The organism is Streptomyces sp. NPDC088747 (assembly GCF_044751025.1).
Taxonomy (GTDB): Bacteria; Actinomycetota; Actinomycetes; order Streptomycetales; family Streptomycetaceae; genus Streptomyces.
This window is the reverse complement of the sequence record NZ_JBIVKZ010000021.1, coordinates 175,308-196,074: the sequence shown is the minus strand read 5'-3', so window position 1 is coordinate 196,074 and position 20,767 is coordinate 175,308. Positions and strand designations below refer to the sequence as shown.

Here is a 20,767-nt window from a genome sequence, read left to right as displayed (position 1 = left end):
GACCGCAAACCACCAGCCCCGTCACCGCCCAAGCCACAATCCGAAACAGAACACGACTCAAGTGGCGACGGGAGAACTCAAAACCAGCTCACTAGGAGCGAGTGGGCGGTCCGGTGACCGGACCGTCCGTGCCCGCCGCGTTGTAGCGCAGCAGGTACGCGGCGAAACGGACGAGGTCCTCCTCCGGCCAGCCCGTGAGCCGCTCGCGGACCACCAGCGCGCGGCTCGCGGTCACCTGGGCGAGGATCGCCGTGCCCGTCTCCGTCAGGTCCAGCACCTGCACCCGGTGGTCCGCCGGATCCTGCCGTCGCTCGATGAGCCCGGACCGCTCCAGCGCGGCCACCTGCCGGCTCACCGTGGACTTGTCCAGCGCGTAGTGCGCGGCGAGGTCGGTGGCGCGGCAGCCGCCACGCTCCTCCAGATGTCCGAGCAGCGTGTACGAGACCAGGGACAGCTCCGGATGCACCCGGCCCGCGGCGGCTCTCGCGCGCCGGGCGAAGGACGTCATCTCCCGCTGGATGGTCTCGACGGCCGCGTCGGCGCCGCCGGCGGCCTCGCTCCGACCGGGACCTTCGACGGTCTTCATGGAAACCTCCTCGCGCCGATAGTTGTACGTTACAACCTGAACGGGCCCGCTCGCAGGGACGCCTTCGACCCGCCCCCCGTACGGGCCGGGCCGGAGCCCGTGGCGGAAGCCGAGGAGGACTCGGTCGCCGTCCGGCCGATCCTGTTAGTGTTTGCCGCGTCGGCCGGGGATCGCCCCGGCCAAGGAGCAGCCGCGGGAGGTGAGACCCATTACCGCTAGGTCAGGTCGGGTGCTCTCACCTCAAGGCAACACGGCTCACCGCCTGTAGGCGGCAGCCGCGAGAGCGCCCTTCGGCTCACCGAAAGGCCCCGGGCTCCCATGCCTCTTCTGCCCCCGCTGCTCGCCTCCGTCGTCACCGTGCTCCGCTCCGCAGGCTGTGTGTTCGCCGAGGACGAGGCGGAGTTGATCCTCTCCACCGCCCGTACCCCGGACGAGATCGCCACCATGGTGGACCGACGCGTTGAAGGGCTTCCCCTCGAACACGTCCTCGGCTGGGCCGGTTTCCACGGCCTGCGCATCGCCGTGGAACCGGGCGTCTTCGTGCCCCGTCGCCGCACCGAGTTCCTCGTCGACCGGGCGGTCGCCCAGGCGCGTGACGCGTCACTCGTCGTGGACCTGTGCTGTGGTTCCGGCGCGGTGGGCGCCGCCCTGGCCGCCTCCCTGGACGGGCCCGAACTGCACGCCGCGGACATCGATCCGGCCGCCGTGCGCTGTGCCCGCCGCAACGTCGCGCCCTACGCCGGCCAGGTCCACGAGGGCGACCTCTTCGACGCGCTCCCCGGCGGCCTCCGTGGCCGCGTCGACATCCTGGCCGCCAACGTGCCGTACGTCCCTACAGGCGAGGTCGGCCTGCTGCCGGCGGAGGCCCGCGATCACGAACCTCTCGTCGCTCTCGACGGCGGCTCCGACGGGCTCGACGTCCTGCGGCGCGTCGCCGCCGAGGCCGCGCGGTGGCTCGCCCCCGGCGGCTGCCTCCTCGTCGAGACGAGTGAACGCCAGGCGCCTCTGGCGCTCAACGCCGTCGCGCGCGGCGGCCTGACCGGCCGGCTGGCCGTCTCCGACGAGCTGTACGCCAACGTCGTGATCGGCACCAAGGCGTAAGGCTCTCGCCGTCCTGATCCGACGGGCGCGGTGCCGCCCTGCCGACTCAGGGGCACGCCACGGTGCACCACCGTGCCGCGTCCTCGCGCCTCGGAGAGTGAGCCACCGCATTGTGCAACTAGTTGCACAATGCGCGTTCCGTCGTCTACAACAGAGGCACGACACCGCGCACGGAGGGCCGTCCGATGAGCCGTTACCCGCACTTGTTGACCCCGCTCGACCTGGGCTTCACCACGCTGCCCAACCGCGTGCTCATGGGCTCCATGCATGTGGGCCTGGAGGAGGCCGAGCGGGGCTTCGAGCGGATGGCGGAGTTCTACGCCGCCCGTGCCCGTGGCGGCGTAGGCCTCATCGTCACCGGCGGTTTCGCGCCGAACGAGGTGGGCCGCCCGTACGAGGGCGGGGCCAAGCTGACCACCGAGGCGGAGGCCGATCAGCACGCCGAGGTGACCGCCGCGGTGCATGGCGAGGGCGGCAGGATCGCGTTGCAGATCCTGCATTTCGGCCGGTACGCCTACCACCGGGACCTGGTCGCACCGAGCGCCCTGCAGGCGCCGATCAGCCCGCACGTGCCCCGCGAACTGAGCGACGCCGAGATCGAGCGGACCATCGAGGACTATGCGCGTGCCGCCCGCCTCGCGCGGCGGGCGGGCTACGACGGCGTCGAGATCATGGGCTCCGAGGGCTATCTGATCAACGAGTTCATCGCCGCCTGGACCAACAGGCGCGAGGACCGCTGGGGCGGGTCCTACGAGAGCCGCACGCGTTTCCCCCTGGAGATCGTCCGACGGGTGCGCGAGGCGGTCGGCGAGGACTTCATCGTCATCTACCGGCTGTCGATGCTGGACCTGGTACCGGGAGGCTCCTCCCTGGAGGAGGTCATCACGCTCGCCCGCGCGGTCGAGGCCGCCGGAGCGACGATCATCAACACCGGCATCGGCTGGCACGAAGCCCGGATCCCCACCATCGCGACCTCGGTGCCACGCGGCGCCTACGCCTGGGTGACCAAGAAGGTCATGGGTGCCGTCTCCATCCCCCTCGTCACCACCAACCGCATCAACACCCCGGAACTGGCCGAGCAGTTGCTCGCCGACGGTCACGCGGACATGGTGTCGCTGGCCCGCCCGATGCTCGCCGATCCCGATTTCGTCGCCAAGGCGCGGGCGGGGCGGCCGGAGGCCATCAACACCTGCATCGGCTGCAACCAGGCCTGCCTCGACCACACCTTCAGCGGGCAGATCACCTCCTGCCTGGTCAACCCCCGCGCCTGCCACGAGACCGAGCTCGTCCTCTCACCGACCAAGCTGCGCAAGCGGGTTGCCGTGGTCGGCGCGGGTCCCGCCGGCCTGGCCTGCGCGGTGTCCGCCGCCGAACGCGGCCACGACGTCACACTGTTCGACGCCGCTCCCGAGATCGGCGGCCAGCTCAACGTGGCCCGCCAGGTCCCCGGCAAGCAGGAGTTCGACGAGACGATCCGCTACTTCCGCACCCAGCTCGAACTGCACGGCGTGGACGTCAGGTTGAACACCCGCGTGGACACCGGGACCGTCGCCGGATTCGACGAGGTCGTCGTCGCGACCGGCGTCAGCCCGCGCACCCCGGAGATCCCCGGCGCCGACCACCCCAGCGTGGTCGGCTACCTCGACGTGCTCCGCGACAAGGTCCCCGTCGGAGACCGGGTCGCGATCCTCGGCGCGGGCGGCATCGGGTTCGACGTCGCCGAGTACCTGACCGACGGCGGCGACAAGGCGAGCGAGGACCCGGCGACGTACTTCCGGAACTGGGGCGTCGACATGGACTACCGCCTGCCCGGCGGCCTCGCCGCTCCCGAGCGACCCGCCCCGCCGCGCACCGTCCACCTCCTCCAGCGCAAGGCGTCCAAGGTCGGCGCGGGCCTCGGCAGGACCACGGGCTGGATCCACCGCGCCGAACTCAAGCACCGCGGCGTGACCATGGTCCCGGGCGTCCGGTACGACCGGATCGACGACGCCGGTCTGCACGTCACCGTCGAGGGGCGGAGCAGCGTCCTGGAGGTCGACACGATCGTGCTCTGCACCGGACAGGACCTGCGCCGCGACCTCTACGACGAGCTGATCGGCGCGGGCAGGAACGCGCACCTCATCGGCGGCGCAGACGTGGCCGCCGAACTGGACGCCAAGCGTGCCGTCAAGCAGGGCACGGAGCTGGCGGCGGCTCTCTAGAGGGCCCGTGAACCGTCCCTAGGATGACCCCATGTCACTCCCGCACGCGATCCTCACCGCCCTGCTAGAGAAGCCGTCCTCGGGCCTGGAGCTGACCCGGCGGTTCGACAGGTCGATCGGCTACTTCTGGTCGGCGACTCATCAGCAGATCTATCGCGAGCTGGGCAAACTGGAGGCCGAGGGCCAGATCCGCGCCCTGCCGTCCGAACAGCCGGCCCGGGGACAGAAGAAGAGCTACGAGGTGCTGCCGGCGGGCCGGGACGAACTCGCCCGCTGGACCGCCGCGTCCCAGGACCCGAAGCCCCTGCGCGACACGATGCTGCTGCGGCTGCGCGCCTCGGCGGTCGTCGGCACCGCGGGCGTCGAGGCGGACCTGCGCCGCCATCTCGACCTGCATCAAGAGCAGTTGGCCGAGTACGAGGAGATCGAGAAGCGCGACTTCCCGCCCGGCACGGACACCGCGCAGGATCGTCTGCGGCACCTCGTCCTGCGCGCCGGAATCGACCTGGAGACGTTCTGGACGCGGTGGCTGGCCCACGCGCTGGAGGAGTTCGAGCAGCTTCCGGAGCGGCGGCTACCCGCGCGCGACTAGGCCGTCGGGCGCCCGGCACGGCCGTCCTCGCCGCCGAAGCCCCCGCCCCGCCGACCGCGACCACGCGCACGCCCACGCGCACGACCGCGACAACGCGGCGCGGCCGTCCCCCGACCCAAGTCGGACGGACGGCCGCGCCGTGATGACCGACCCGGATCAGAGTCGGTGCGGCTTGGACCGGCGGCGCAGGAACCAGGCGCCCGCGATGGTGCCCGTGGCGGCCAGGGCCGCGCCGCCCACCAGGGTGAGCGTGCCGTGGTCCTGGGCCGCTCCGCCGAGACCGCCCATGACCCCGCGCGACGGTGTCGCGGAGACCCGGGGCGTCGCGGAGGCCGACACGATGATGGACTGGGTGCCCGCCGTCGTCCCGTCCTGGCAGACCACGATGACCGTGTAGGTACCGGCACTCACGGTCGACCAGGACGCGGCCTGACTGGTGCTCGTTCCGGTCAGGGCGACCTGCCGCCCCTGGGCGAAACTTCCCTGTCCACTGGAGAGCAGCGAGGCGTTGCCGAAGCTGCTGCCGTTGCTCGGACAGGCACTGGTGGTGACCGAGACCGTGGAACCGCTGGTGCTCACGGAGATGCCCGAACCCACGGCGGCGGCCGACTCGGCGGCCAGGGTGAGCGGAAGCGCAGCGGCGGCGGCCACGGTGAGGCCGGAGCGGATGAGTAGCTGAGTAGTACGCATAGGACTGCCCTCCAGCGGCACGGTTGGCGGAACGTCCCATGCGCCGCCGAGGATCGGAAAGGCCCGTGCTGCCTTCAGGGGAGAGCCAACGTGCCTTTGGCCCGGCCCGCATGCGGACGGGGACCGGGCAGGTGACGGGTTCCATCGTCCGGCCGACGATCCGGCCGCCCGTCACGCCCCGGACGAGGCGTAACCCGGCGGCCCGGTCCTCACCAGGTGCGGCCCGCTCGCAGCAGCCGCTCCCGGACCAGCACCACGTGCGGGTTGTCCGACGCGCCGGGCCGCTGGGTGAGATACGCGGTGTTGATGGGCGGGTCCTCGGGGGTCAGCAGCGGTACCAGGGCGCCGGAGGCCAGCTCGTCGAGGCACAGATAGCGGGGGAGAACGGTGATACCGGCGCCCGCGACGACCGCCGCGAGGACGCCCCGCAGATCGGGCACCGTGATCGCGGCCTGCCCGGTCAGCCGTACGCCGAAGACATGCCGCCAGTAGCGGCGGGCGATGGGCAGATCGTCGGAGTACGTCACCAGCGGCGCCCCGTGCAGTGCGGCCGGCCCGTTGGCGGCCACCCGGTCGGGGCCCAGACGCTCGGCCCACGCGGGGGAGGCGACGAGGACGAACTCCTCGTCCGTCAGCGGCACGGACGTCAGGGTGCGCCCGCGCGGCCGGTTCGTGGCGATCGCCAGGTCGTAGCGTCCGCCGCGCAGCCCGTCGAGGAGCTCGTCGGTCAGGCCGGCGCTCACCCGCAGCCGTACGCCCTGCGCGGTCAGCGGTGCCAGTGCGGGAACGACCCGGGTGCACAGCAGCTCGGCGGGGCCCGCGACGTGGACCGGTTCCGGGGGCTGCTCGGCGCCGCCGCGGTCCGCGACCACGGCCAGCGCGTCCAGCGGCGCGGCGACCCGGGAGGCCAGCTCGTCCGCCACCGACGTGGGAAGCACCCCGCGCGGCCCGCGCTCGAACAGCTCCCGCCCCAACTGCCCCTCCAGCGAACGCATCTGCGTCGTCACCGTCGGCTGGGACAGCCCGAGCAGCCGCCCGGCCGCCGTGAACGATCCCGAACGGTGCACCGCGAGGAACGTCCGCAGCAGGGAGAGGTCCAGCGGCGCGGTATGGGGTTCCCTATGGGGCATACGGGTCACCATATGCCGGGCCTATCCCTGGACACCGGTCGTCACGGTCCGCTCCGGTGAGAACCCGCCCCACGTGCCGTCCGGCAGCTTCGCCCGGATCCGCACCCGGTGCGTGACGCCGGCCTCCCGCCCCACGTAGAAGCTGTACTTCGCCTCCTCGCTGGGCGCGGAGCCACCCCAGACGAGCGAGGTCGCGTCCTCCCCGTCGAGATGGATCCGGTACTCCGTGATCACTCCGTCCGCGTCCGGCGGCACCCAGGCCAGATCGAGGTAGTACGCGCCGTCCGCGCGGTGTGTGGTGGCACGGAAGCCGGTCGGCGCCGTGCCCTTGCCGTCGTCGGAACCGGGCGCGGTGGTCAGCCGGACCGTGCCGCTCGCGGGCGAGACGTTGTCGGCCGCGTCGCGTGCCTTCACGGTGAAGGCGTAGCCGGTGCCGGGTCGCAGCCCGGTCACCACGGTCGCGGTCTGCGCGCCACCGACGCTGTGGATCTTCGAGTCGCCCTGGTAGATGTCGTACGAGACCACGCCGCGGTCGTCCGTGGACTTCTCCCAGGACAGCTGGACCGACCCGCTCCCGATGGTCTTTCCGCTCGGACTGCCGGGGCGGGCCGGGGCCTTGTCGTCGGCCGCGACCGCCGCGGGCGTGGTGGCGCGGACCTGTTTGCTGGGCGGCCCCGGATTCCCGTCGGTGTTGAGCGCGCGGACCGTGAAGACGTAGGTCGTGGACGGCTTGAGCCTGGTGATGTCCACCATGTACTCCTCGCCGGGTACTTCCTTCAGCCTGGTCATGCCGCGGTACACGACGTACCGGGACACCTGGGGGTCGCCGGAGGCGCGGTTCCACATGACGTGCACGCTCGTCGCGCTGCCCGCCGCGGCCGTGACGCCCATCGGTGCCGGGGGCAGCCGTACGCCCTGGTCGTCGCTCTGTCCGCCCCAGCCGCAGGACGTCAGGGCGAGCAGTGAGCCGCAGATCAGCGCGTGGGGGACGCGTCGCACGGTGCTGCCTTCCCTAGACGGGATTGGTCTGTACCTATTAAGGCACCGCTGATGCGATCGCATCAAGAGGGCGGAGGCCGTTCGTCGGACCTCCGCGGGGTACGTATGCTGATGGCGACGCGGCATGAACTCGTCCCTTTCACAGGGGAGTTCATGCCCACGGCGCGGACCGCTGTCGTCGCTGTCCCCGCGCCGGCGAAGGCGGTCGAGTGGCCGGAGCCGACCGAGGCTCGGGCCCTCGGCCGCACACCGCCTGTCGGGGGAGCCGTGCACCGTCCGGGCCCCTCCCAGTGGACGGACCGTCAGACACGCACCACATTTGGGCGAGTGACCGTCAATGTCCCCCCAGGAGAGGGTCTCCCATCGTGCGTGTCCAGTCGCTGACGCTGGCCTTGGCCGGCGCCGCCCTGCTCGCCCCCGCTCCTGCTCCCGCTCACGCTCCTGCTCCGTCTCCCGGTCCCGCGGTGCGTCCCGCCGCCGCGGCCCGCCCGGCCGCGCCCGCCCCCGCGGTGGCGCCCGAGGGGGACGTCCGGGCCGCCGACCTGCTCGCGAAGGTACGAGGCTGCGCCCAGATCTCGAACGGGCGTTATCGCAGCGACGACGGTGCCCGCGCCGACATCCCCGTCTGCGGAAAGCGGGGCGCCGTGTTCTGGAAGGCCGACATGGACATCGACTGCGACGGGCGCCCCGGCCGGCTCTGCAACAGCCGTACCGACCCCGTCTTCTCCGACGCGACCGCCTACCAGCAGTCCGACGGACGCGAGCTGGACGCCGAGACGCTGCCGTACATCGTCGTCCCCGGCGTCAGCGACATCTGGAACCACCGGGACCACGACGTCCGTGCCGGTTCGGTGGCCGCCGTCATCCACGAGGACCGCGTCCAGTACGCGGTCGTCGGCGACATCGGCCCGACCCACATCATCGGCGAGGCCTCCTACGCCACCGCCAAGGCCCTCGGCATCCGCCCCGACCCGATCGGCGGCGGGACGGACGCGGGGGTGACCTACCTGGTGTTCAAGGACTCGCGGGTCTCACCCATCGAGAGCCTCCGGGCGGCGGCGACGCTGGGCGAGAGCCGGGCGCGCAGGTTCCTCAAGGAGAACTGAGCGCCCCCCCACCCGGGACGGCAGAGCCCTTCCACCCGGGTCGGTCCAAGGAGGGACCGCCGTCATTCCTTCCGGTACGAGTACGCCTCCGCCGCGGCCGCCCGTACCGCGTCGAGATCCGCGCCCGCCGAGGCCGTGACCACGGCGGCCACCGCGCCCTCGACGAAGGGGGCGTCCAGCAGGAGCGTGTCCGCCGGGAGTTCGTCGCCCTCCGCGAGCAGCGCCTTCACGGTGAGGACCGCGCTGCCGAGATCGGTGAGGACGGCGACGCCGGCGCCCCGGTCCACGGCGGCGGCCGCGGCGGAGATCAGCTCGGAGCTGGTGCCCAGCCCGCCGTCCGCCGTGCCCCCCGCCGGAGCGACGGGAGCCGTCGTACCGCCGCCCGCCAGACCCGTCGCCAGCTCGGCGACCGAGGCGGCCACGGCCGCGCTGTGGGACACCAGCACGATGCCGACCAGCCCGGCCGTGCCGTCCTGCGCGTAGGTGGAGGCGTTCGCGTCCACCAGTGAGTCACTCACCCGCCGCCTCCACGAGTGCGGCGATCAGCAGCGCGGCGGAGGTGGCACCGGGATCCTGGTGCCCGATGCTGCGCTCGCCCAGATAGCTCGCGCGGCCCTTGCGGGCCTGCAACGGGGTCGTCGCGGCGGCGCCCTCCTCGGCGGCGGCCTTCGCCGCGGCGAAGGAGCCGGGGAGCGCGTCGACGGCGGGCACCAGCGCGTCGATCATCGTCTTGTCGCCGGGCGCGGCTCCGCCCAGCGTCATCACGGCGTCCACACCCGTGCGCAGCGCGTCGGCGAACTGCTCCTCGGTGACCTCGGCCGCATCCCCGAGCGCCTTGCCGGTACGGCGCAGCAGGGTGCCGTACAGCGGTCCGGACGCGCCGCCGACCGTCGAGATCAGCTGCCGTCCGGTGACCGTGAGGACAGCGCCGGGCGTGTCCGGGGCCTCCTTCTCCAGCGTGGCCACCACGGCGGTGAACCCGCGTTTCAGATTGCTGCCGTGGTCGGCGTCGCCGATCGGCGAGTCCAGGGCGGTGAGCCGTTCCGCCTCGCGGTCCACGGACGCGGCGGTGGCCGTCATCCAACGGCGGAAGAAATCGGCGTCGAGCACGGAATCTCCTTGCGTGGTACGGACGTTGAGCAGGCCGGCGGTGTCAGACACCCCAGCGCAGGCCCGGGGTCTTCACCGGCGCGTTCCACAGCCGCAGCAGCTCCTCGTCGACCTGGCACAGCGTCACCGAGGCACCCGCCATGTCGAGCGAGGTGACGTAGTTGCCGACGAGGGTGTGCGCCACGACGACCCCGCGCTCGGTCAGCACCCGCTGCACCTCCGCGTTGAAGCCGTACAGCTCCAGGAGCGGGGTGGCGCCCATGCCGTTGACCAGGACCAGCACCGGGTTGCGCGGATCGAGGTCCTCGAGGATCGCGTCCACCGAGAAGTCGGCGATCTCCCGCGAGGTCATCATCGCGCGGCGCTCCCGGCCCGGCTCGCCGTGGATACCGACGCCCAGCTCCAGCTCCCCGGGCGGCAGGTCGAAGGTGGGGCTGCCCTTGGCGGGGGTGGTGCAGGCGCTGAGGGCGACGCCGAAGCTGCGCGAGTTCTCGTTGACCTGGCGGGCCAGCGCCTCGACCCGCTCCAGGGGCGCGCCCTCCTCGGCGGCGGCGCCCGCGATCTTCTCCACGTACAGCGTCGCGCCCGTGCCGCGCCGCCCCGCCGTGTAGAGGCTGTCGGTCACGGCGACGTCGTCGTTGACGAGGACTTTGGCGATCCGGATGCCCTCCTCCTCGGCGAGTTCGGCCGCCATGTCGAAGTTGAGCACGTCACCCGTGTAGTTCTTCACGACGAACAGCACGCCGGCGCCGCTGTCCACGGCGGCCGCGGCCCGCAGCATCTGGTCCGGCACCGGTGACGTGAAGACCTCGCCGGGACAGGCCGCCGAGAGCATGCCGGGTCCCACGAAACCGCCGTGCAGCGGCTCGTGCCCCGATCCGCCGCCGGAGACGAGGCCCACCCGGCCGGCCACCGGAGCGTCCCGCCGTACGATCACCCGGTTCTCCACGTCGACCGTCAGCTCCGGATGGGCCGCCGCCATACCCCGCAGGGCGTCCGCGACCACGGTCTCCGCCACGTTGATGAGCATCTTCATGGGTACCTCCAGGTGAGATCTTCAGCCTAACCGCTGACCAATATCCCTACTGGTTGGCAGTATCGGCGCTCGGGGGGTGCCGGTCACCCGTGGCGACACCCGAGGGTCCGCGCCGGGCGGAACCCCGGGTTCAGTCCGTCAGGCCGGACAGCACCCGGTCCGGGGTCAGGGGCAGCTCGCGGAACCGGACACCGGTGGCGTGGTGTACGGCGTTGCCGATGGCCGCCGCCGTGCCGACGATGCCGATCTCGCCGATGCCCTTGCTGCCCATCGGGTTGAGATGGGGGTCGTCCTCGTCGATCCAGTGGGCCTCGACCGCGGGTACGTCGGCGTGCGCGGGCACGTGGTAGGCGGCCAGGTCCGCTTCGGTGAAGTCGCCGAACGCGGGGTCCATGGTGCTGCCCTCCGTCAGGGCCATGCCCAGGCCCATGGTCATGCCGCCGATGAACTGCGAGCGGGCGGTACGGGCGTTGAGGATGTGCCCGGCGGCGTACACGCCCAGCAGGCGGCGTACCCGGACCTCACCCGTGACCGTGTCGACGGTGACTTCCGCGAAGTGGGCGCCGAAGGCGTGCCGTGAGTACGCGCTTTCGGCGTCCGCGGTCCCTTCCGTGTCGGCGGTCGAGGTGAGGCCCTCGGCGGGCAGCGGCCCCGCGTGGTCCGCCAGCGAGCGGCGCAGCCTCGTGCACGCCTCGTGCACCGCCCAGCCCCAGGAGGCGGTGCCGGAGGAGCCGCCGGCCAGCGGAGCGGAGGGGAGATCGCTGCTTCCGACCTCGGTACGGACCCGGTCCAGCGGGACGCCGAGGGCGTCGGCGGCGACCTGCGCGAGGACGGTACGGGCGCCGGTGCCGATGTCGGTCGCGTTGACGCGCACCGTGAAGCTCCCGTCCGGCAACGCCTGGACACCCGCGGTGGAGGGCGAGACCAGCACCGGGTAGGTGGCGGCGGCGACCCCCGACCCCACCAGCAGGGGGCCCTCGGAGCGGGATCGCGGACGGGGATCGCGGTGCGACCAGTCGAAGAGCCGGGCGCCCTCGCGCAGGCACTCGACCAGGTGCCGGCTGCTGAACGGTTTGCCACTGTCGGGTTCGGTCTCCGGCTCGTTGGCGACGCGCAGCTCGACGGGGTCCATACCGAGGGCGGAGGCGAGTTCGTCCATGGCCGATTCCAGGGCGTACATACCCGGTGCCTCACCCGGCGCGCGCATCCAGGACGGGCTGGGCACGTCCAGCGGCACCACGCGGTGGCTGGTGCGGCTGTGCGGTGCCGCGTACATGACGCGGGCGGGTGTGGCGGCCTGCTCCACGAACTCCTTGATGCGGGAGGTGTGGGTGGTGACCTCGTGCCGCAGCGAGGTGAGGTGGCCGCTTTCGGTGGCGCCGAGGCGGATCCGTTGCAGGGTGGGTGCGCGATGGCCGACGACGCCGGGCAGGAAGCGGCGGGGCAGGACCACGGTGACGGGGCGGCCAGTCCGTCGCGCCGCCATCGCGGCCAGCACCACCTGGGGTCGCGGTGTCCCCTTGGACCCGAAGCCGCCGCCGACGTGTTCGGACATGACGGTGACCCGGTCCTCGGCGACCTCGAACAACGCGGCCAGCACGGTGCGTACGGTCGTGGCCCCCTGACTCGAATCCTGCACGACGAGCCTGCCGTCCTGCGTCCACCGCGCCGTGGCCGCATGCGGCTCCATGGGGTGGTTGTGGAGGGGAGGCACCCGGTAGTCGGTGTCGACGCGGACGGCCGCGGACTCGAACGCGCTCTCCGGATCGCCGTGTTCCCGCTCCGCCGGATAGCCGCCGTTGGCTTCCTCGGGGGCATAGCCCGCGGGATGATCCACGGTGAGTGTCACGTCGTGGTTCCGCTCGGCGTACTCGACCCGGACCGCGGCGGCGCCCTCCCGGGCCGCTTCCAGCGTTTCCGCGACGACCAGGGCGACGGGCCAACCGCGGTGCGGCACACGGGAGTTCTGCAGGACGGCGAGCGTGGGGTCGTCGGGCTCGGCGAGCCGTGGGGCGTCCTCGGGAGTGAGCACGGCGAGGACGCCGGGGAGCCGCAGTGCCGCCGCGGTGTCGATCGCGCGTACCGAACCGGCGGCGATCGTAGCGGCCACGGGCCATCCGTGTGCCCGGCCGGGGGCGGGGTGTTCGGCGGCGTAGCGGGCCACGCCGGTGACCTTGTCACGGCCCTCCCGGCGTTCGGCGGGCGCGCCCAGCGCGTTGTCGGTGTCGGCCATGGAGTCCTCCTGGAAATGCCGGGGTCGAGGTCCTGTCGGGAACCGGTTCAGGCCGTGGCCGGTGCGAGCCGCGAGAGGACGTCGAGGGCGAGGTTGCGGGCCAGGCGCACCTTGTAGGCGTTGTCGCGCAGGGGCTGTGCGGCGGCGAGTTCGAGGTCCACGGCGTGCTCGAACGCGGCGGCCGTGGGCGCGGCGCCGAGCAGCGCCTCCTCCGCGATCCGGGCGCGCCAGGGTCGCGGTGCCAGTGCGCCGAAGGCGATCCCGGCGTGCCGGACGACGCCGTCCGCCGTCTCCAGCACCACCGCGACGGAGGCGAGGGCGAAGGCGTACGAGGCACGGTCGCGGGCCTTGCGGTAGAGAGACGGCAGCCCGGCCGGGGCGGCGGGAAGAACGACCGCGGTGATCAGTTCGCCGGGGCGGATCTCGGTGTCGCGCTCCGGATGGTCACCGGGCAGCCGGTGGAACTCGGCTGCGGGCAGGGCGCGTTCGCCGTCGGGCCCGTACAACTCGATGTGCGCGTCGAGAGCCGCCAGCGCGACGGCCATGTCGGAGGGATGGGTGGCGATGCACCGGGACGAGTGGCCGAGGACCGCGTGGTCGCGATGGACGCCGTCCAGGGCACTGCAGCCGCTGCCCGGTTCGCGCTTGTTGCACGGCTTGCCGGTGTCCTGGAAATAGGGACAGCGGGTGCGCTGGAGAAGGTTGCCGCCGGTGGTGGCGAGGTTGCGCAACTGTCCGGAGGCGCCCGCCAGCAGCGCCTGCGAGAGCACCGGATAGCGGTCACGGACCATCGGGTGGGCCGCGAGGTCGCTGTTGCGGACGGTCGCCCCGATCCGCAGCCTGCCGTCGGGCAGTTCCTCCACCGTGTCCAGGGGGAGCCGGCTGACGTCGACGAGAGTCGCGGGCTGCTCCACCCCGAGCTTCATCAGGTCCACGAGATTGGTGCCCCCGGCGAGGTACCGCGCGCCGGGGCGCGACGCGTACGCGTCGGCCGCCTCCTCGACGCTGCCCGCGCGTACGTAGGCGAAGGACTTCATGACATCACGTCCTCGACGGCTTCGACGATGTGCGGGTACGCGCCGCAGCGGCAGAGGTTGCCGCTGAGCCGCTCGCGGATCTCGTCCCGGTTCAGCGGCACGGGCTGCCCCGAGGGGGTGGCGGGGTCGGTGACGTGGGAGGGGTGGCCGGCGGCGGCCTCCGAGAGCGCGCCGATGGCGCTGCAGATCTGTCCGGGGGTGCAGTAGCCGCACTGGAAGGCGTCGCGGTCGAGGAAGGCGCGCTGGAGGGGATGCAGGTCGTCACCGTCCCCGGCGAGCCCTTCGACCGTGGTGATCTCGCTGCCGTCGAGGGAGACGGCGAGCAGCAGACAGCCATTCGCCCGGCGGCCGTCTACCAGGACGGTGCAGGCGCCGCACTGGCCGTGGTCGCAGCCCTTCTTGGACCCGACGAGGTCGAGTTCCTCGCGCAGCACGTCCAGGAGCACCGTGCGGTTGTCGATGGTGAGCGTGTGCGGTCTGCCGTTCACCCGCAGTGTGACCACTGAGGAGTGGGGGTCTGGTGGGGTGGAGGTGTCTTCAGCGGGGTCGCGATCCATGGGGGGTCTCCCGTACGTAGGGGGCGTTCGGGCCGGGTGGAGGGCGTTCGGACCGGTGGGGGCGTTCGGACCGCCGGGGGGACGGGGGCGGCGCGGTCCGAACGCGAGGGGTCTGCGCGACCGGTGACGGGTGACGAGTGCTACCGCGGCAGGTCGTCGTCCTCGTCCGGGATCAGGTGGACGGCCGCCTCCTCCGCCGAGGCCGCGCCGCCGTCGATGCCCACGTCCTCGGCGAGCATGTCCTTCTCGGCGTCCTCGTGCGCGCCCTCGTCCGGAGCGATGAGCCGGCCCGCCCTGGCCGCGCCCACCTCGCCGTCCAGTGCCTCGCCGTCCCCGTCCTCCAGGTCGCCCAGGCCGTCGTCGTCGGGGCTGGGTTCCTCCAGCGCGGGATCAGCGCGTTCCTCGGCCAGCCGCTCGTCCAGGCTCTCGCCCTCGCGCTGCTCACGCGCGGTGGTGCCCTGGTGGTCCACCCCGAGCGGACGCTCGGGTGGCGACCAGCCTTCGTCGTAGGGGTCGCTCTCCCGGTTGCTGAGGGTGTCCTCCGAATCGAGGATGCCCTCGTCGTCCCGGTCGTCGGGGCCCCCGGGCTGGTAGACCTCGTCGCCCATGACGTCGTCCTCGTTCCGACTCCCCATGGTGCGCACCTTTCTGCTGGGTTCAGGAGTTTGCGTCCACCTGTCCAGGCTGGCCCCGTCCACACCATCCGGCACGCCGGACACCCGAAAGAACACTCTGTGTGACCGTCGCCCTTCAGCGTGCGGCCGGTCCGGTGATGAGGCGGCCCTCGGTGTCGTACGGCCATACGTTGGGGACGCAGCCGTGCATGCCCTTGATCTGCTGCATCATCGCCGGAGCCGGCTCACCCGGGCCGGGGCAGGTCACGTGGCCGTGGCCGAGGAAGTGGCCGACCTCGTGGTTGATGATCAGCGCCCGGTAGGCGTCCACGTCCTCGGCGTACACCGGAGTCGCCAGCAGCCAGCGCCTCAGGTTGACCACGACGTCCTTGCCCACGCTGCAGTTGACCTCGCCACCGGTGTCCAGCCCGTATCTGCCGCAGATCTCGTCCACGGTTGCCGGGGTGGCGAGCCGTACGACGAAGTCGGGCGTACCGCCGGACACCCGCCGGAACGCGGACTCGCCGTCGGCCGTCCAGCCGCGCCGGTCGGCGAGTACGCCCTCGACCTGACGGGCGACATCGGCGGCCGACTGCTCGATGCCGTCCTCGACGACGACCTCGTACCACAGCAGTCGGCCGCCCCGCCCCACGGTCTCGCTCCCACCGCCGGCGACGGTGAACGTGCCGGGGCCCGACGCCGGGATGGCGGACGTGGAGCCCGCGGCGCCGGGTTCGCCGTCCGTCCTGCCGCCGTCCTCGGTGCCGGTCGCCGTCCCGCTCGGCTCCGGGGAGCGGGACGGCGGCGGGGGCGAGGGACGTACGGCCGCCGATGTGGGACCGCCGCCGGTTCCGGAGGCGCCGGGCGGTGTCCGGGTCATAGCCAGGGCGGCGAGGGCGGCGAACACGGCGAGCGCGGCCAGGCCCCACAGCAGGGGCCGTCTCCCGCGGCCCCTCCTGCCGCGGTGCGCGGGGCCTCCGCGACGGCGGTGGGCACGCGAGGTCGAAGGCGTCGCACGCTGGTGGGTCGTGGTCATGGCCGTCAAGGCTGTGCGCGCGATGTGATGGGACCTGGCCCGGCTGATAACGAAACGGTAACGGGCGGTCGTGGTCCGGGCTATGTGATCGTCCCGTAACAGTTCCCCGGCCGGGGCTCTTCCCCGCTTCGAGTCATCTCATCCGTACGGATACTGGGCGCATGCCACGTGTCCTGCTCATCGAAGACGACCGCGCCGTGCGGGAGGGCATGCTGCTCGCGCTGCGCCGTCAGGGGCACGACGTCAGCACCGCCGGGACCGGCGAGGAGGGGCTGGCCCGGCTGCGGTCGTTCCGCCCGGACGTCGTCGTGCTCGATCTGATGCTGCCCGGCATGAGCGGGCTGGAGGTGTGCCGGCGGATCCGTACCGAGGACCAGGTGCCGATCATCATGGCGACCGCCCGGGGTGACGACACGGACATCGTGGTCGGGCTCGAATCCGGCGCCGACGACTACGTCGTGAAGCCGGTGCGGGCACGCGTACTGGAGGCCCGTATCCACGCTGTCCTGCGCCGGGTCGGCGCCGCGCCCGCCGCCGGCGGCATACCGAAGATAGAGACCCACGGCGAGCGCGGCGAACTGGCCATCGACCGCTCGGGGTTGACCGTCACCCGGCAGGGGGCGCCGGTCGCCCTCGCCCCCTCCGAACTACGGCTCCTGCTGACACTCTCGGCCTCGCCCGGCCAGGTGTTCACCCGCCAGCAGTTGCTGGAGGCGGTCTGGGAGCACAGCTACCACGGTGACTCACGGCTCGTGGACGCCTGCGTCAAGCGGCTGCGCACCAAGATGGGCGAGCCGGCGGGGCAGCCGCGGTACATCCAGACCGTACGCGGCTTCGGCTACCGGTTCCGGTCCCGGTGAACGGGTGCCGGGCGGAAGGAAGTTCGGACGAGCGGGTGTCCCGGTGAGGCTCCCGATGCGCGGCCTGCGCGGCCGGCTCCTCGTGGCGTTCGTGCTCGTCGCCGCCGTCGCCACCCTGACCACGGGCGCCCTGACCTTCCGGGAGGCCCGCACCGGAGTGCTCCAGCAGAGCCAGGACGCCGTGATCAAACGCCTCCGCTATCACGTCAACGCCATAGCGGTGGGCATCAGTTACCCTCCGACCCGGGCCGATCTGGAGTGGGTCGCCACGGAGGTGGCCCGCGCCGAGCCGGCGCAGAACTGGCGCGTCCTGGCCACCTACGGCGAACTGCGCGCCACCTCCACTCCGCAGGACGGGTTCACCGAACTGACGTCCGCCATGCGGTCGGCCGTGGCGGGGCGGCGGGCCGCCGTCTTCCAGCGCGTGTCGACGGACGGCCGCCCCTCGCTCGTCGTCGGCCTGCCGGTCACCTTCGGGACCCCCGAGGAACATCTCGCGTCCGGCGTCGCGGTCTTCCTGACGGTGCCGCAGACCGGCGAACAGGGTTACGTCGACGCCCTGGTCACCGCCATCGGGCGAGCCGTCGTGCCCGCCCTCGGGCTGGCCGTCCTGCTCGCCCTGCTGGCCGCCCGCGGTGTGCTGCGCCCGGTACGGGAGCTGCGCCGGGCCACCCGCAGCATCGCCGAGGGGCACCTCGACACGCGGCTCGCGGTCAACGGCTCCGACGAACTCGCCGACCTGTCGCACACCTTCAACGAGACCGCCGCCGCGCTGGAGGAGTCCGTGGCCGAACTGCGCCGCATGGAAGCCCGCGCCCGCCGTTTCGTCGCGGACGTGTCGCACGAGCTGCGCACCCCGCTGGCCGCGATGTCGGCGGTCACCGACATCCTCGACGAGGACGCGGCCCGCCTCACCCCGGACACCGCGACGGCCGTACGGCTCATCAGCGGTGAGACCGTCAAGCTGGCCCGCCTGGTGGACGACCTGATGGAGATCTCCCGCTTCGACGCGGGAGCGGCCGGACTCCAGCTCGACGACCTCGACCTCGCCGAGTCCCTCCGCCGCACCCTCGCCGCCCGCGGCTGGCTTGACCTGGTGGACACGCGGCTTCCCCCGCCCGGAGAACTGCGGGCCCGGGTCGATCCGCGCCGCCTCGACGTGGTGGTCGCCAACCTTGTCGGCAACGCGCTCAGGCACGGGGAACGGCCCATACAACTGCGCCTGTACGCGCGGGAGATACCGTTCGCGGACGGGTCGGCGGGGGAGATACCGTCCGGGGTCGGGTCGGTGCGGGAGACAGCGTCCGCCGACGGGCCGGCGCGGGGGGCGGCGTCCGCGGACGTGTCGGTGCGGGGGGCAGTGTCCGCGGACGTGTCGGTGCGGGCGGTCGTCGAGGTGCTGGACAGCGGGCCGGGCATCCCCGCCGATGTCCTGCCGCACGTCTTCGACCGCTTCTACAAGTCGGACACCGCCAGGACCCGAACAGAGGGCAGCGGGCTCGGGCTCTCGATCACCGCCGAGAACGTCCAGCTGCACGGCGGCACGATCCGGGCGGTGAACCGGGCGGAGGGCGGGGCCGCCTTCATCGTCGAGCTCCCCCTGGGGCAGGAGGAGTCATGAGGTCCGTACGTCGGTGGTGCCGGCCGGCGCTGCTGTTCACGACCGCGCTGTTGCTCTCCTCCTGCGGTATCCCCGAGACCGGGGTGGTGGAGGCCGGGGAACCCGCCACCGGCATCCGGCCGGCCCGGGCCCTCTACTTCGTCAGCGAGGGCGTCCCGCTCGCCGTCCGCCGTCAGGCCTCCGGTCCCGGCGGCATCGAGGCGGCGCTGGAGATGCTGTTCCAGGGCCCGGACGACCAGGAACGCCGCAAGGGCGTGATCACCGAGCTGCCGCCCCTCGTCGGCATGGTGACGGTCCGGACGGAGGGCGCCCGGGTCTTCGTCGAACTGCCCTGGGGCACCGGGCCGTTGAGCAAGCTCGCGATCGCCCAGCTGACCTGCACGGTGGTGGACGCCCGCCGCTCCGCGGACGCGGCCCCGGGCACCGGCGAGGCGTCGACGGAAGTGACCGTCACGGTCCCCGATGCCTGGCGCACCGAAGGCTCCAGCGAGGCGTGCCCGTCCGTGCCCGGTGCCCGGTGACGGCGTAACACCCGCGAACGTTCGGCGGGACGGTGCGGAGTCCCGCTCCGGGTGTGTGGCAGCGTGGGCGTGTGTCCCGTGGATCAACCTCGCGGGACCGTGCGCGACCGCCGCGGGCCGCGCGCGGGACGACGAAGAAGACGACGAAAGAGGAGATCCGTGTCAAAGCCACCGCTTCCCGAGGCCGCAGTCGCCATGCTGGGCAAGCCCAACCCGGCCGTCATCACCACCCTGCGGTCCGACGGACAGCCGGTGTCCACGGCCACCTGGTATCTCTGGGAGGACGGACGGGTGCTGGTCAACATGGACGAGGGCCGCAAGCGGCTCGACCACATGCGCGCCGACCCGCGCGTCACGCTGACGGTGCTCGACGAGGGCGACTGGTACACCCACGTGACGCTGATCGGTCGCGTCGTCGAGATGCGCGACGACGAGGGGATGGCCGACATCGACCGGCTGTCACGGCGGTACCTCGGTCAGCCCTACGCACAGCGGGACCGCGATCGCGTCAGCGCGTGGATCGAGGTCGACCGCTGGCACGGGTGGGGCGGCCTCCGGGACAGCGGCCAGGCGTCGGGCTAGGCCTCGGCCGTCCCCTGGCCACCGGCTCAGCCGGCTGATCAGTAAGTTCCAACGCACCCCATTGACAGGGAAGTTGATGACATGACCGACAAGCTCACCGTGAGTGTCCTGGGCACCGGAATCATGGGGGCCGCGATGGCCCGCAACCTCGCGCGCGCCGGGCACGGCGTCCGCGCCTGGAACCGCAGCCGGGACAAGGCCGAGCCGCTGGCCGAGGACGGCGTGACGGTCGCCGACAGCCCCGCCGAGGCGGTCCAGGGCGCCGACGTCGTCCTCACGATGCTCTACGACGGCCCGGCCGCGCTGGACGTGATCCGGCAGGCCGCGCCCGCCCTGCGCCCCGGTGTCGCCTGGGTGCAGTCGACGACCGCCGGGATCGAGGCGGTCGGCGACCTGGCCGACTTCGCGCGCGAGCACGGGCTGGTCTTGTTCGACGCCCCGGTGCTCGGCACCCGACAGCCCGCGGAGGCGGGGCAGTTGCTGGTGCTGGCCGCGGGTCCGAGCCAGGGCCGGGACGCCGTGAAGCCCGTCTTCGACGCGGTCGGCGCCCGTACCGTGTGGACCGGCGAGGACGGCGCGGAGGGCAGCGCGACCCGGCTCAAGCTCGTCGCCAACAGCTGGGTCCTCGCCACAAACAACGCGGCCGGCGAGATGCTGGCCCTGGCCAAGGCCCTCGGCGTCGATCCGCAGAGCTTCTTCGACGCCATCGCCGGCGGTCCCCTCGACATGGGCTACCTGCGGGCGAAGGCCGGGCTGATCCTGGAGGACAAGCTGACCCCGGCCGCATTCTCCGTGTCCACCGCCGCCAAGGATGCCCGGCTCATCGTCGAGGCCGGCGAGCGGAACGGCATCCGCCTCGACATGGCGGCCGCCGGAGCCGAACGCCTCGCCCGCGCCGAGGCGCAGGGGCACGCGGACGAGGACATGGCGGCCGCCTACTTCGCCAGTTTCGACGAGGAGAGCGCGGGCTGACGGGCCGCCCGGTTGTCGGAGTTCCGCAACTCCCGCCCGCCGAAGGGAGATCGGCTTGTCGGGCCCGGCGGACCCGTCAGGAGCGCGTCGGCGGGCGGGCGTTGAACGCGTCGGGTCGGTGTCGGGCGACCGCCGGGGCCGGTCTGCGTCTGCGTCCGCCGTCGTGGTCCCGGCTCCAGGCCG

General features: G+C 72.6%; 21 protein-coding genes. 9 read left to right on the top strand and 12 right to left on the bottom strand.

The window, feature by feature from the left end; translation table 11 throughout:
* Positions 1–91: 91 nt before the first annotated feature.
* Complete coding sequence (locus tag ACIP79_RS36830) at positions 92–586, bottom strand: MarR family winged helix-turn-helix transcriptional regulator (RefSeq protein ID WP_401230834.1); 495 nt, start codon at positions 584–586, stop codon at positions 92–94.
* Positions 587–904: 318 nt separating this feature from the next.
* Here ACIP79_RS36830 and ACIP79_RS36825 point away from each other — a divergent pair, with 318 nt between their 5' ends.
* The 3 genes from ACIP79_RS36825 (at position 905) to ACIP79_RS36815 (ending at position 4,480) form a co-directional block, all read left to right on the top strand.
* Complete coding sequence (locus ACIP79_RS36825) at positions 905–1,687, top strand: putative protein N(5)-glutamine methyltransferase (RefSeq protein WP_401230832.1); 783 nt, start codon at positions 905–907, stop codon at positions 1,685–1,687.
* Positions 1,688–1,872: 185 nt separating this feature from the next.
* Entirely contained in the window at positions 1,873–3,888 is a 2,016-nt protein-coding gene (locus ACIP79_RS36820) for an FAD-dependent oxidoreductase (protein ID WP_401230829.1), read from the top strand.
* Positions 3,889–3,919: 31 nt separating this feature from the next.
* Entirely contained in the window at positions 3,920–4,480 is a 561-nt protein-coding gene (locus ACIP79_RS36815) for a PadR family transcriptional regulator (protein WP_401230826.1), read from the top strand.
* A gap of 156 nt (positions 4,481–4,636) precedes the next feature.
* Here ACIP79_RS36815 and ACIP79_RS36810 read toward each other — a convergent pair whose 3' ends face one another.
* The 3 genes from ACIP79_RS36810 to ACIP79_RS36800 form a co-directional block, all read right to left on the bottom strand.
* Positions 4,637–5,170, bottom strand: a complete 534-nt coding sequence (locus tag ACIP79_RS36810; protein WP_387177233.1) for a hypothetical protein — start codon at positions 5,168–5,170, stop codon at positions 4,637–4,639.
* Between the two features lie 209 nt (positions 5,171–5,379).
* Positions 5,380–6,300 (bottom strand): LysR family transcriptional regulator, encoded by a 921-nt coding sequence (locus ACIP79_RS36805; RefSeq protein ID WP_401230824.1) that lies wholly within the window; start codon positions 6,298–6,300, stop codon positions 5,380–5,382.
* 21 nt (positions 6,301–6,321) lie between these two features.
* Complete coding sequence (locus ACIP79_RS36800) at positions 6,322–7,299, bottom strand: fibronectin type III domain-containing protein (RefSeq protein WP_401230821.1); 978 nt, start codon at positions 7,297–7,299, stop codon at positions 6,322–6,324.
* A 365-nt stretch (positions 7,300–7,664) separates the two neighbouring features.
* Here ACIP79_RS36800 and ACIP79_RS36795 point away from each other — a divergent pair, with 365 nt between their 5' ends.
* Complete coding sequence (locus ACIP79_RS36795; RefSeq protein WP_401230818.1) at positions 7,665–8,405, top strand: glycoside hydrolase family 75 protein; 741 nt, start codon at positions 7,665–7,667, stop codon at positions 8,403–8,405.
* Positions 8,406–8,467: 62 nt separating this feature from the next.
* Here the strand turns inward: ACIP79_RS36795 and ACIP79_RS36790 are convergent, their stop codons facing one another.
* The 8 genes from ACIP79_RS36790 to ACIP79_RS36755 all read right to left on the bottom strand — a co-directional run bounded on the left by ACIP79_RS36790 (position 8,468) and on the right by ACIP79_RS36755 (position 16,028).
* The gene (locus ACIP79_RS36790; RefSeq protein WP_383688097.1) at positions 8,468–8,908 is read right to left on the bottom strand and encodes a PTS-dependent dihydroxyacetone kinase phosphotransferase subunit DhaM; all 441 of its coding nucleotides are present in this window, start codon (positions 8,906–8,908) and stop codon (positions 8,468–8,470) included.
* A 7-nt stretch (positions 8,909–8,915) separates the two neighbouring features.
* Positions 8,916–9,515: a dihydroxyacetone kinase subunit DhaL gene (dhaL, locus tag ACIP79_RS36785; protein ID WP_401230815.1), complete on the bottom strand. Its 600-nt coding sequence runs from the start codon at positions 9,513–9,515 to the stop codon at positions 8,916–8,918.
* Between the two features lie 43 nt (positions 9,516–9,558).
* Positions 9,559–10,551, bottom strand: a complete 993-nt coding sequence (gene dhaK, locus ACIP79_RS36780; RefSeq protein ID WP_387177223.1) for a dihydroxyacetone kinase subunit DhaK — start codon at positions 10,549–10,551, stop codon at positions 9,559–9,561.
* Between the two features lie 130 nt (positions 10,552–10,681).
* On the bottom strand, positions 10,682–12,784 hold the full coding sequence (locus ACIP79_RS36775) for a xanthine dehydrogenase family protein molybdopterin-binding subunit (protein ID WP_401230812.1): 2,103 nt from the start codon (positions 12,782–12,784) through the stop codon (positions 10,682–10,684).
* A 47-nt stretch (positions 12,785–12,831) separates the two neighbouring features.
* Positions 12,832–13,821 (bottom strand): FAD binding domain-containing protein, encoded by a 990-nt coding sequence (locus tag ACIP79_RS36770; RefSeq protein WP_401230810.1) that lies wholly within the window; start codon positions 13,819–13,821, stop codon positions 12,832–12,834.
* Positions 13,818–14,378, bottom strand: coding sequence for a 2Fe-2S iron-sulfur cluster-binding protein (locus ACIP79_RS36765; RefSeq protein WP_401230809.1), 561 nt, complete (start codon positions 14,376–14,378; stop codon positions 13,818–13,820). Before ACIP79_RS36765 ends, ACIP79_RS36770 begins: the two co-directional genes overlap by 4 nt.
* A gap of 140 nt (positions 14,379–14,518) precedes the next feature.
* On the bottom strand, positions 14,519–15,013 hold the full coding sequence (locus tag ACIP79_RS36760; RefSeq protein WP_401230806.1) for a DUF5709 domain-containing protein: 495 nt from the start codon (positions 15,011–15,013) through the stop codon (positions 14,519–14,521).
* A gap of 115 nt (positions 15,014–15,128) precedes the next feature.
* Positions 15,129–16,028, bottom strand: coding sequence for a DUF3152 domain-containing protein (locus ACIP79_RS36755; RefSeq protein WP_401230804.1), 900 nt, complete (start codon positions 16,026–16,028; stop codon positions 15,129–15,131).
* 161 nt (positions 16,029–16,189) lie between these two features.
* Here ACIP79_RS36755 and ACIP79_RS36750 point away from each other — a divergent pair, with 161 nt between their 5' ends.
* The 5 genes from ACIP79_RS36750 (at position 16,190) to ACIP79_RS36730 (ending at position 20,584) form a co-directional block, all read left to right on the top strand.
* Complete coding sequence (locus ACIP79_RS36750; protein ID WP_401230802.1) at positions 16,190–16,888, top strand: response regulator; 699 nt, start codon at positions 16,190–16,192, stop codon at positions 16,886–16,888.
* Between the two features lie 55 nt (positions 16,889–16,943).
* Positions 16,944–18,509 carry a sensor histidine kinase gene (locus ACIP79_RS36745; RefSeq protein WP_401230859.1) on the top strand — a complete coding sequence of 522 codons (1,566 nt, stop codon included), beginning with the start codon at positions 16,944–16,946 and terminating at the stop codon, positions 18,507–18,509.
* Entirely contained in the window at positions 18,506–19,030 is a 525-nt protein-coding gene (locus tag ACIP79_RS36740) for a hypothetical protein (protein WP_401230799.1), read from the top strand. Before ACIP79_RS36745 ends, ACIP79_RS36740 begins: the two co-directional genes overlap by 4 nt.
* 159 nt (positions 19,031–19,189) lie before the next feature.
* The gene (locus ACIP79_RS36735) at positions 19,190–19,612 is read left to right on the top strand and encodes a PPOX class F420-dependent oxidoreductase (RefSeq protein ID WP_401230797.1); all 423 of its coding nucleotides are present in this window, start codon (positions 19,190–19,192) and stop codon (positions 19,610–19,612) included.
* Positions 19,613–19,693: 81 nt separating this feature from the next.
* A complete protein-coding gene (locus tag ACIP79_RS36730; protein WP_401230794.1) occupies positions 19,694–20,584 on the top strand; it encodes an NAD(P)-dependent oxidoreductase in 891 nt (296 codons plus the stop codon).
* Positions 20,585–20,767 lie beyond the last annotated feature (183 nt).

What these genes read in the sequence shown, in the direction of transcription:
- ACIP79_RS36830 (WP_401230834.1), bottom strand. Translation starts at nt 586, where the DNA reads ATGAAGACCGTCGAAGGTCCCGGTCGGAGCGAGGCCGCCGGCGGCGCC.
- ACIP79_RS36815 (WP_401230826.1), top strand. Translation starts at nt 3,920, where the DNA reads ATGTCACTCCCGCACGCGATCCTCACCGCCCTGCTAGAGAAGCCGTCC.
- ACIP79_RS36825 (WP_401230832.1), top strand. Translation starts at nt 905, where the DNA reads ATGCCTCTTCTGCCCCCGCTGCTCGCCTCCGTCGTCACCGTGCTCCGC.
- ACIP79_RS36760 (WP_401230806.1), bottom strand. Translation starts at nt 15,013, where the DNA reads ATGGGGAGTCGGAACGAGGACGACGTCATGGGCGACGAGGTCTACCAG.
- ACIP79_RS36820 (WP_401230829.1), top strand. Translation starts at nt 1,873, where the DNA reads ATGAGCCGTTACCCGCACTTGTTGACCCCGCTCGACCTGGGCTTCACC.
- ACIP79_RS36750 (WP_401230802.1), top strand. Translation starts at nt 16,190, where the DNA reads ATGCCACGTGTCCTGCTCATCGAAGACGACCGCGCCGTGCGGGAGGGC.
- ACIP79_RS36775 (WP_401230812.1), bottom strand. Translation starts at nt 12,784, where the DNA reads ATGGCCGACACCGACAACGCGCTGGGCGCGCCCGCCGAACGCCGGGAG.
- ACIP79_RS36740 (WP_401230799.1), top strand. Translation starts at nt 18,506, where the DNA reads ATGAGGTCCGTACGTCGGTGGTGCCGGCCGGCGCTGCTGTTCACGACC.
- dhaK (WP_387177223.1), bottom strand. Translation starts at nt 10,551, where the DNA reads ATGAAGATGCTCATCAACGTGGCGGAGACCGTGGTCGCGGACGCCCTG.
- ACIP79_RS36805 (WP_401230824.1), bottom strand. Translation starts at nt 6,300, where the DNA reads ATGCCCCATAGGGAACCCCATACCGCGCCGCTGGACCTCTCCCTGCTG.
- ACIP79_RS36765 (WP_401230809.1), bottom strand. Translation starts at nt 14,378, where the DNA reads ATGGATCGCGACCCCGCTGAAGACACCTCCACCCCACCAGACCCCCAC.
- ACIP79_RS36745 (WP_401230859.1), top strand. Translation starts at nt 16,944, where the DNA reads ATGCGCGGCCTGCGCGGCCGGCTCCTCGTGGCGTTCGTGCTCGTCGCC.
- ACIP79_RS36810 (WP_387177233.1), bottom strand. Translation starts at nt 5,170, where the DNA reads ATGCGTACTACTCAGCTACTCATCCGCTCCGGCCTCACCGTGGCCGCC.
- ACIP79_RS36730 (WP_401230794.1), top strand. Translation starts at nt 19,694, where the DNA reads ATGACCGACAAGCTCACCGTGAGTGTCCTGGGCACCGGAATCATGGGG.
- ACIP79_RS36755 (WP_401230804.1), bottom strand. Translation starts at nt 16,028, where the DNA reads ATGACCACGACCCACCAGCGTGCGACGCCTTCGACCTCGCGTGCCCAC.
- ACIP79_RS36770 (WP_401230810.1), bottom strand. Translation starts at nt 13,821, where the DNA reads ATGAAGTCCTTCGCCTACGTACGCGCGGGCAGCGTCGAGGAGGCGGCC.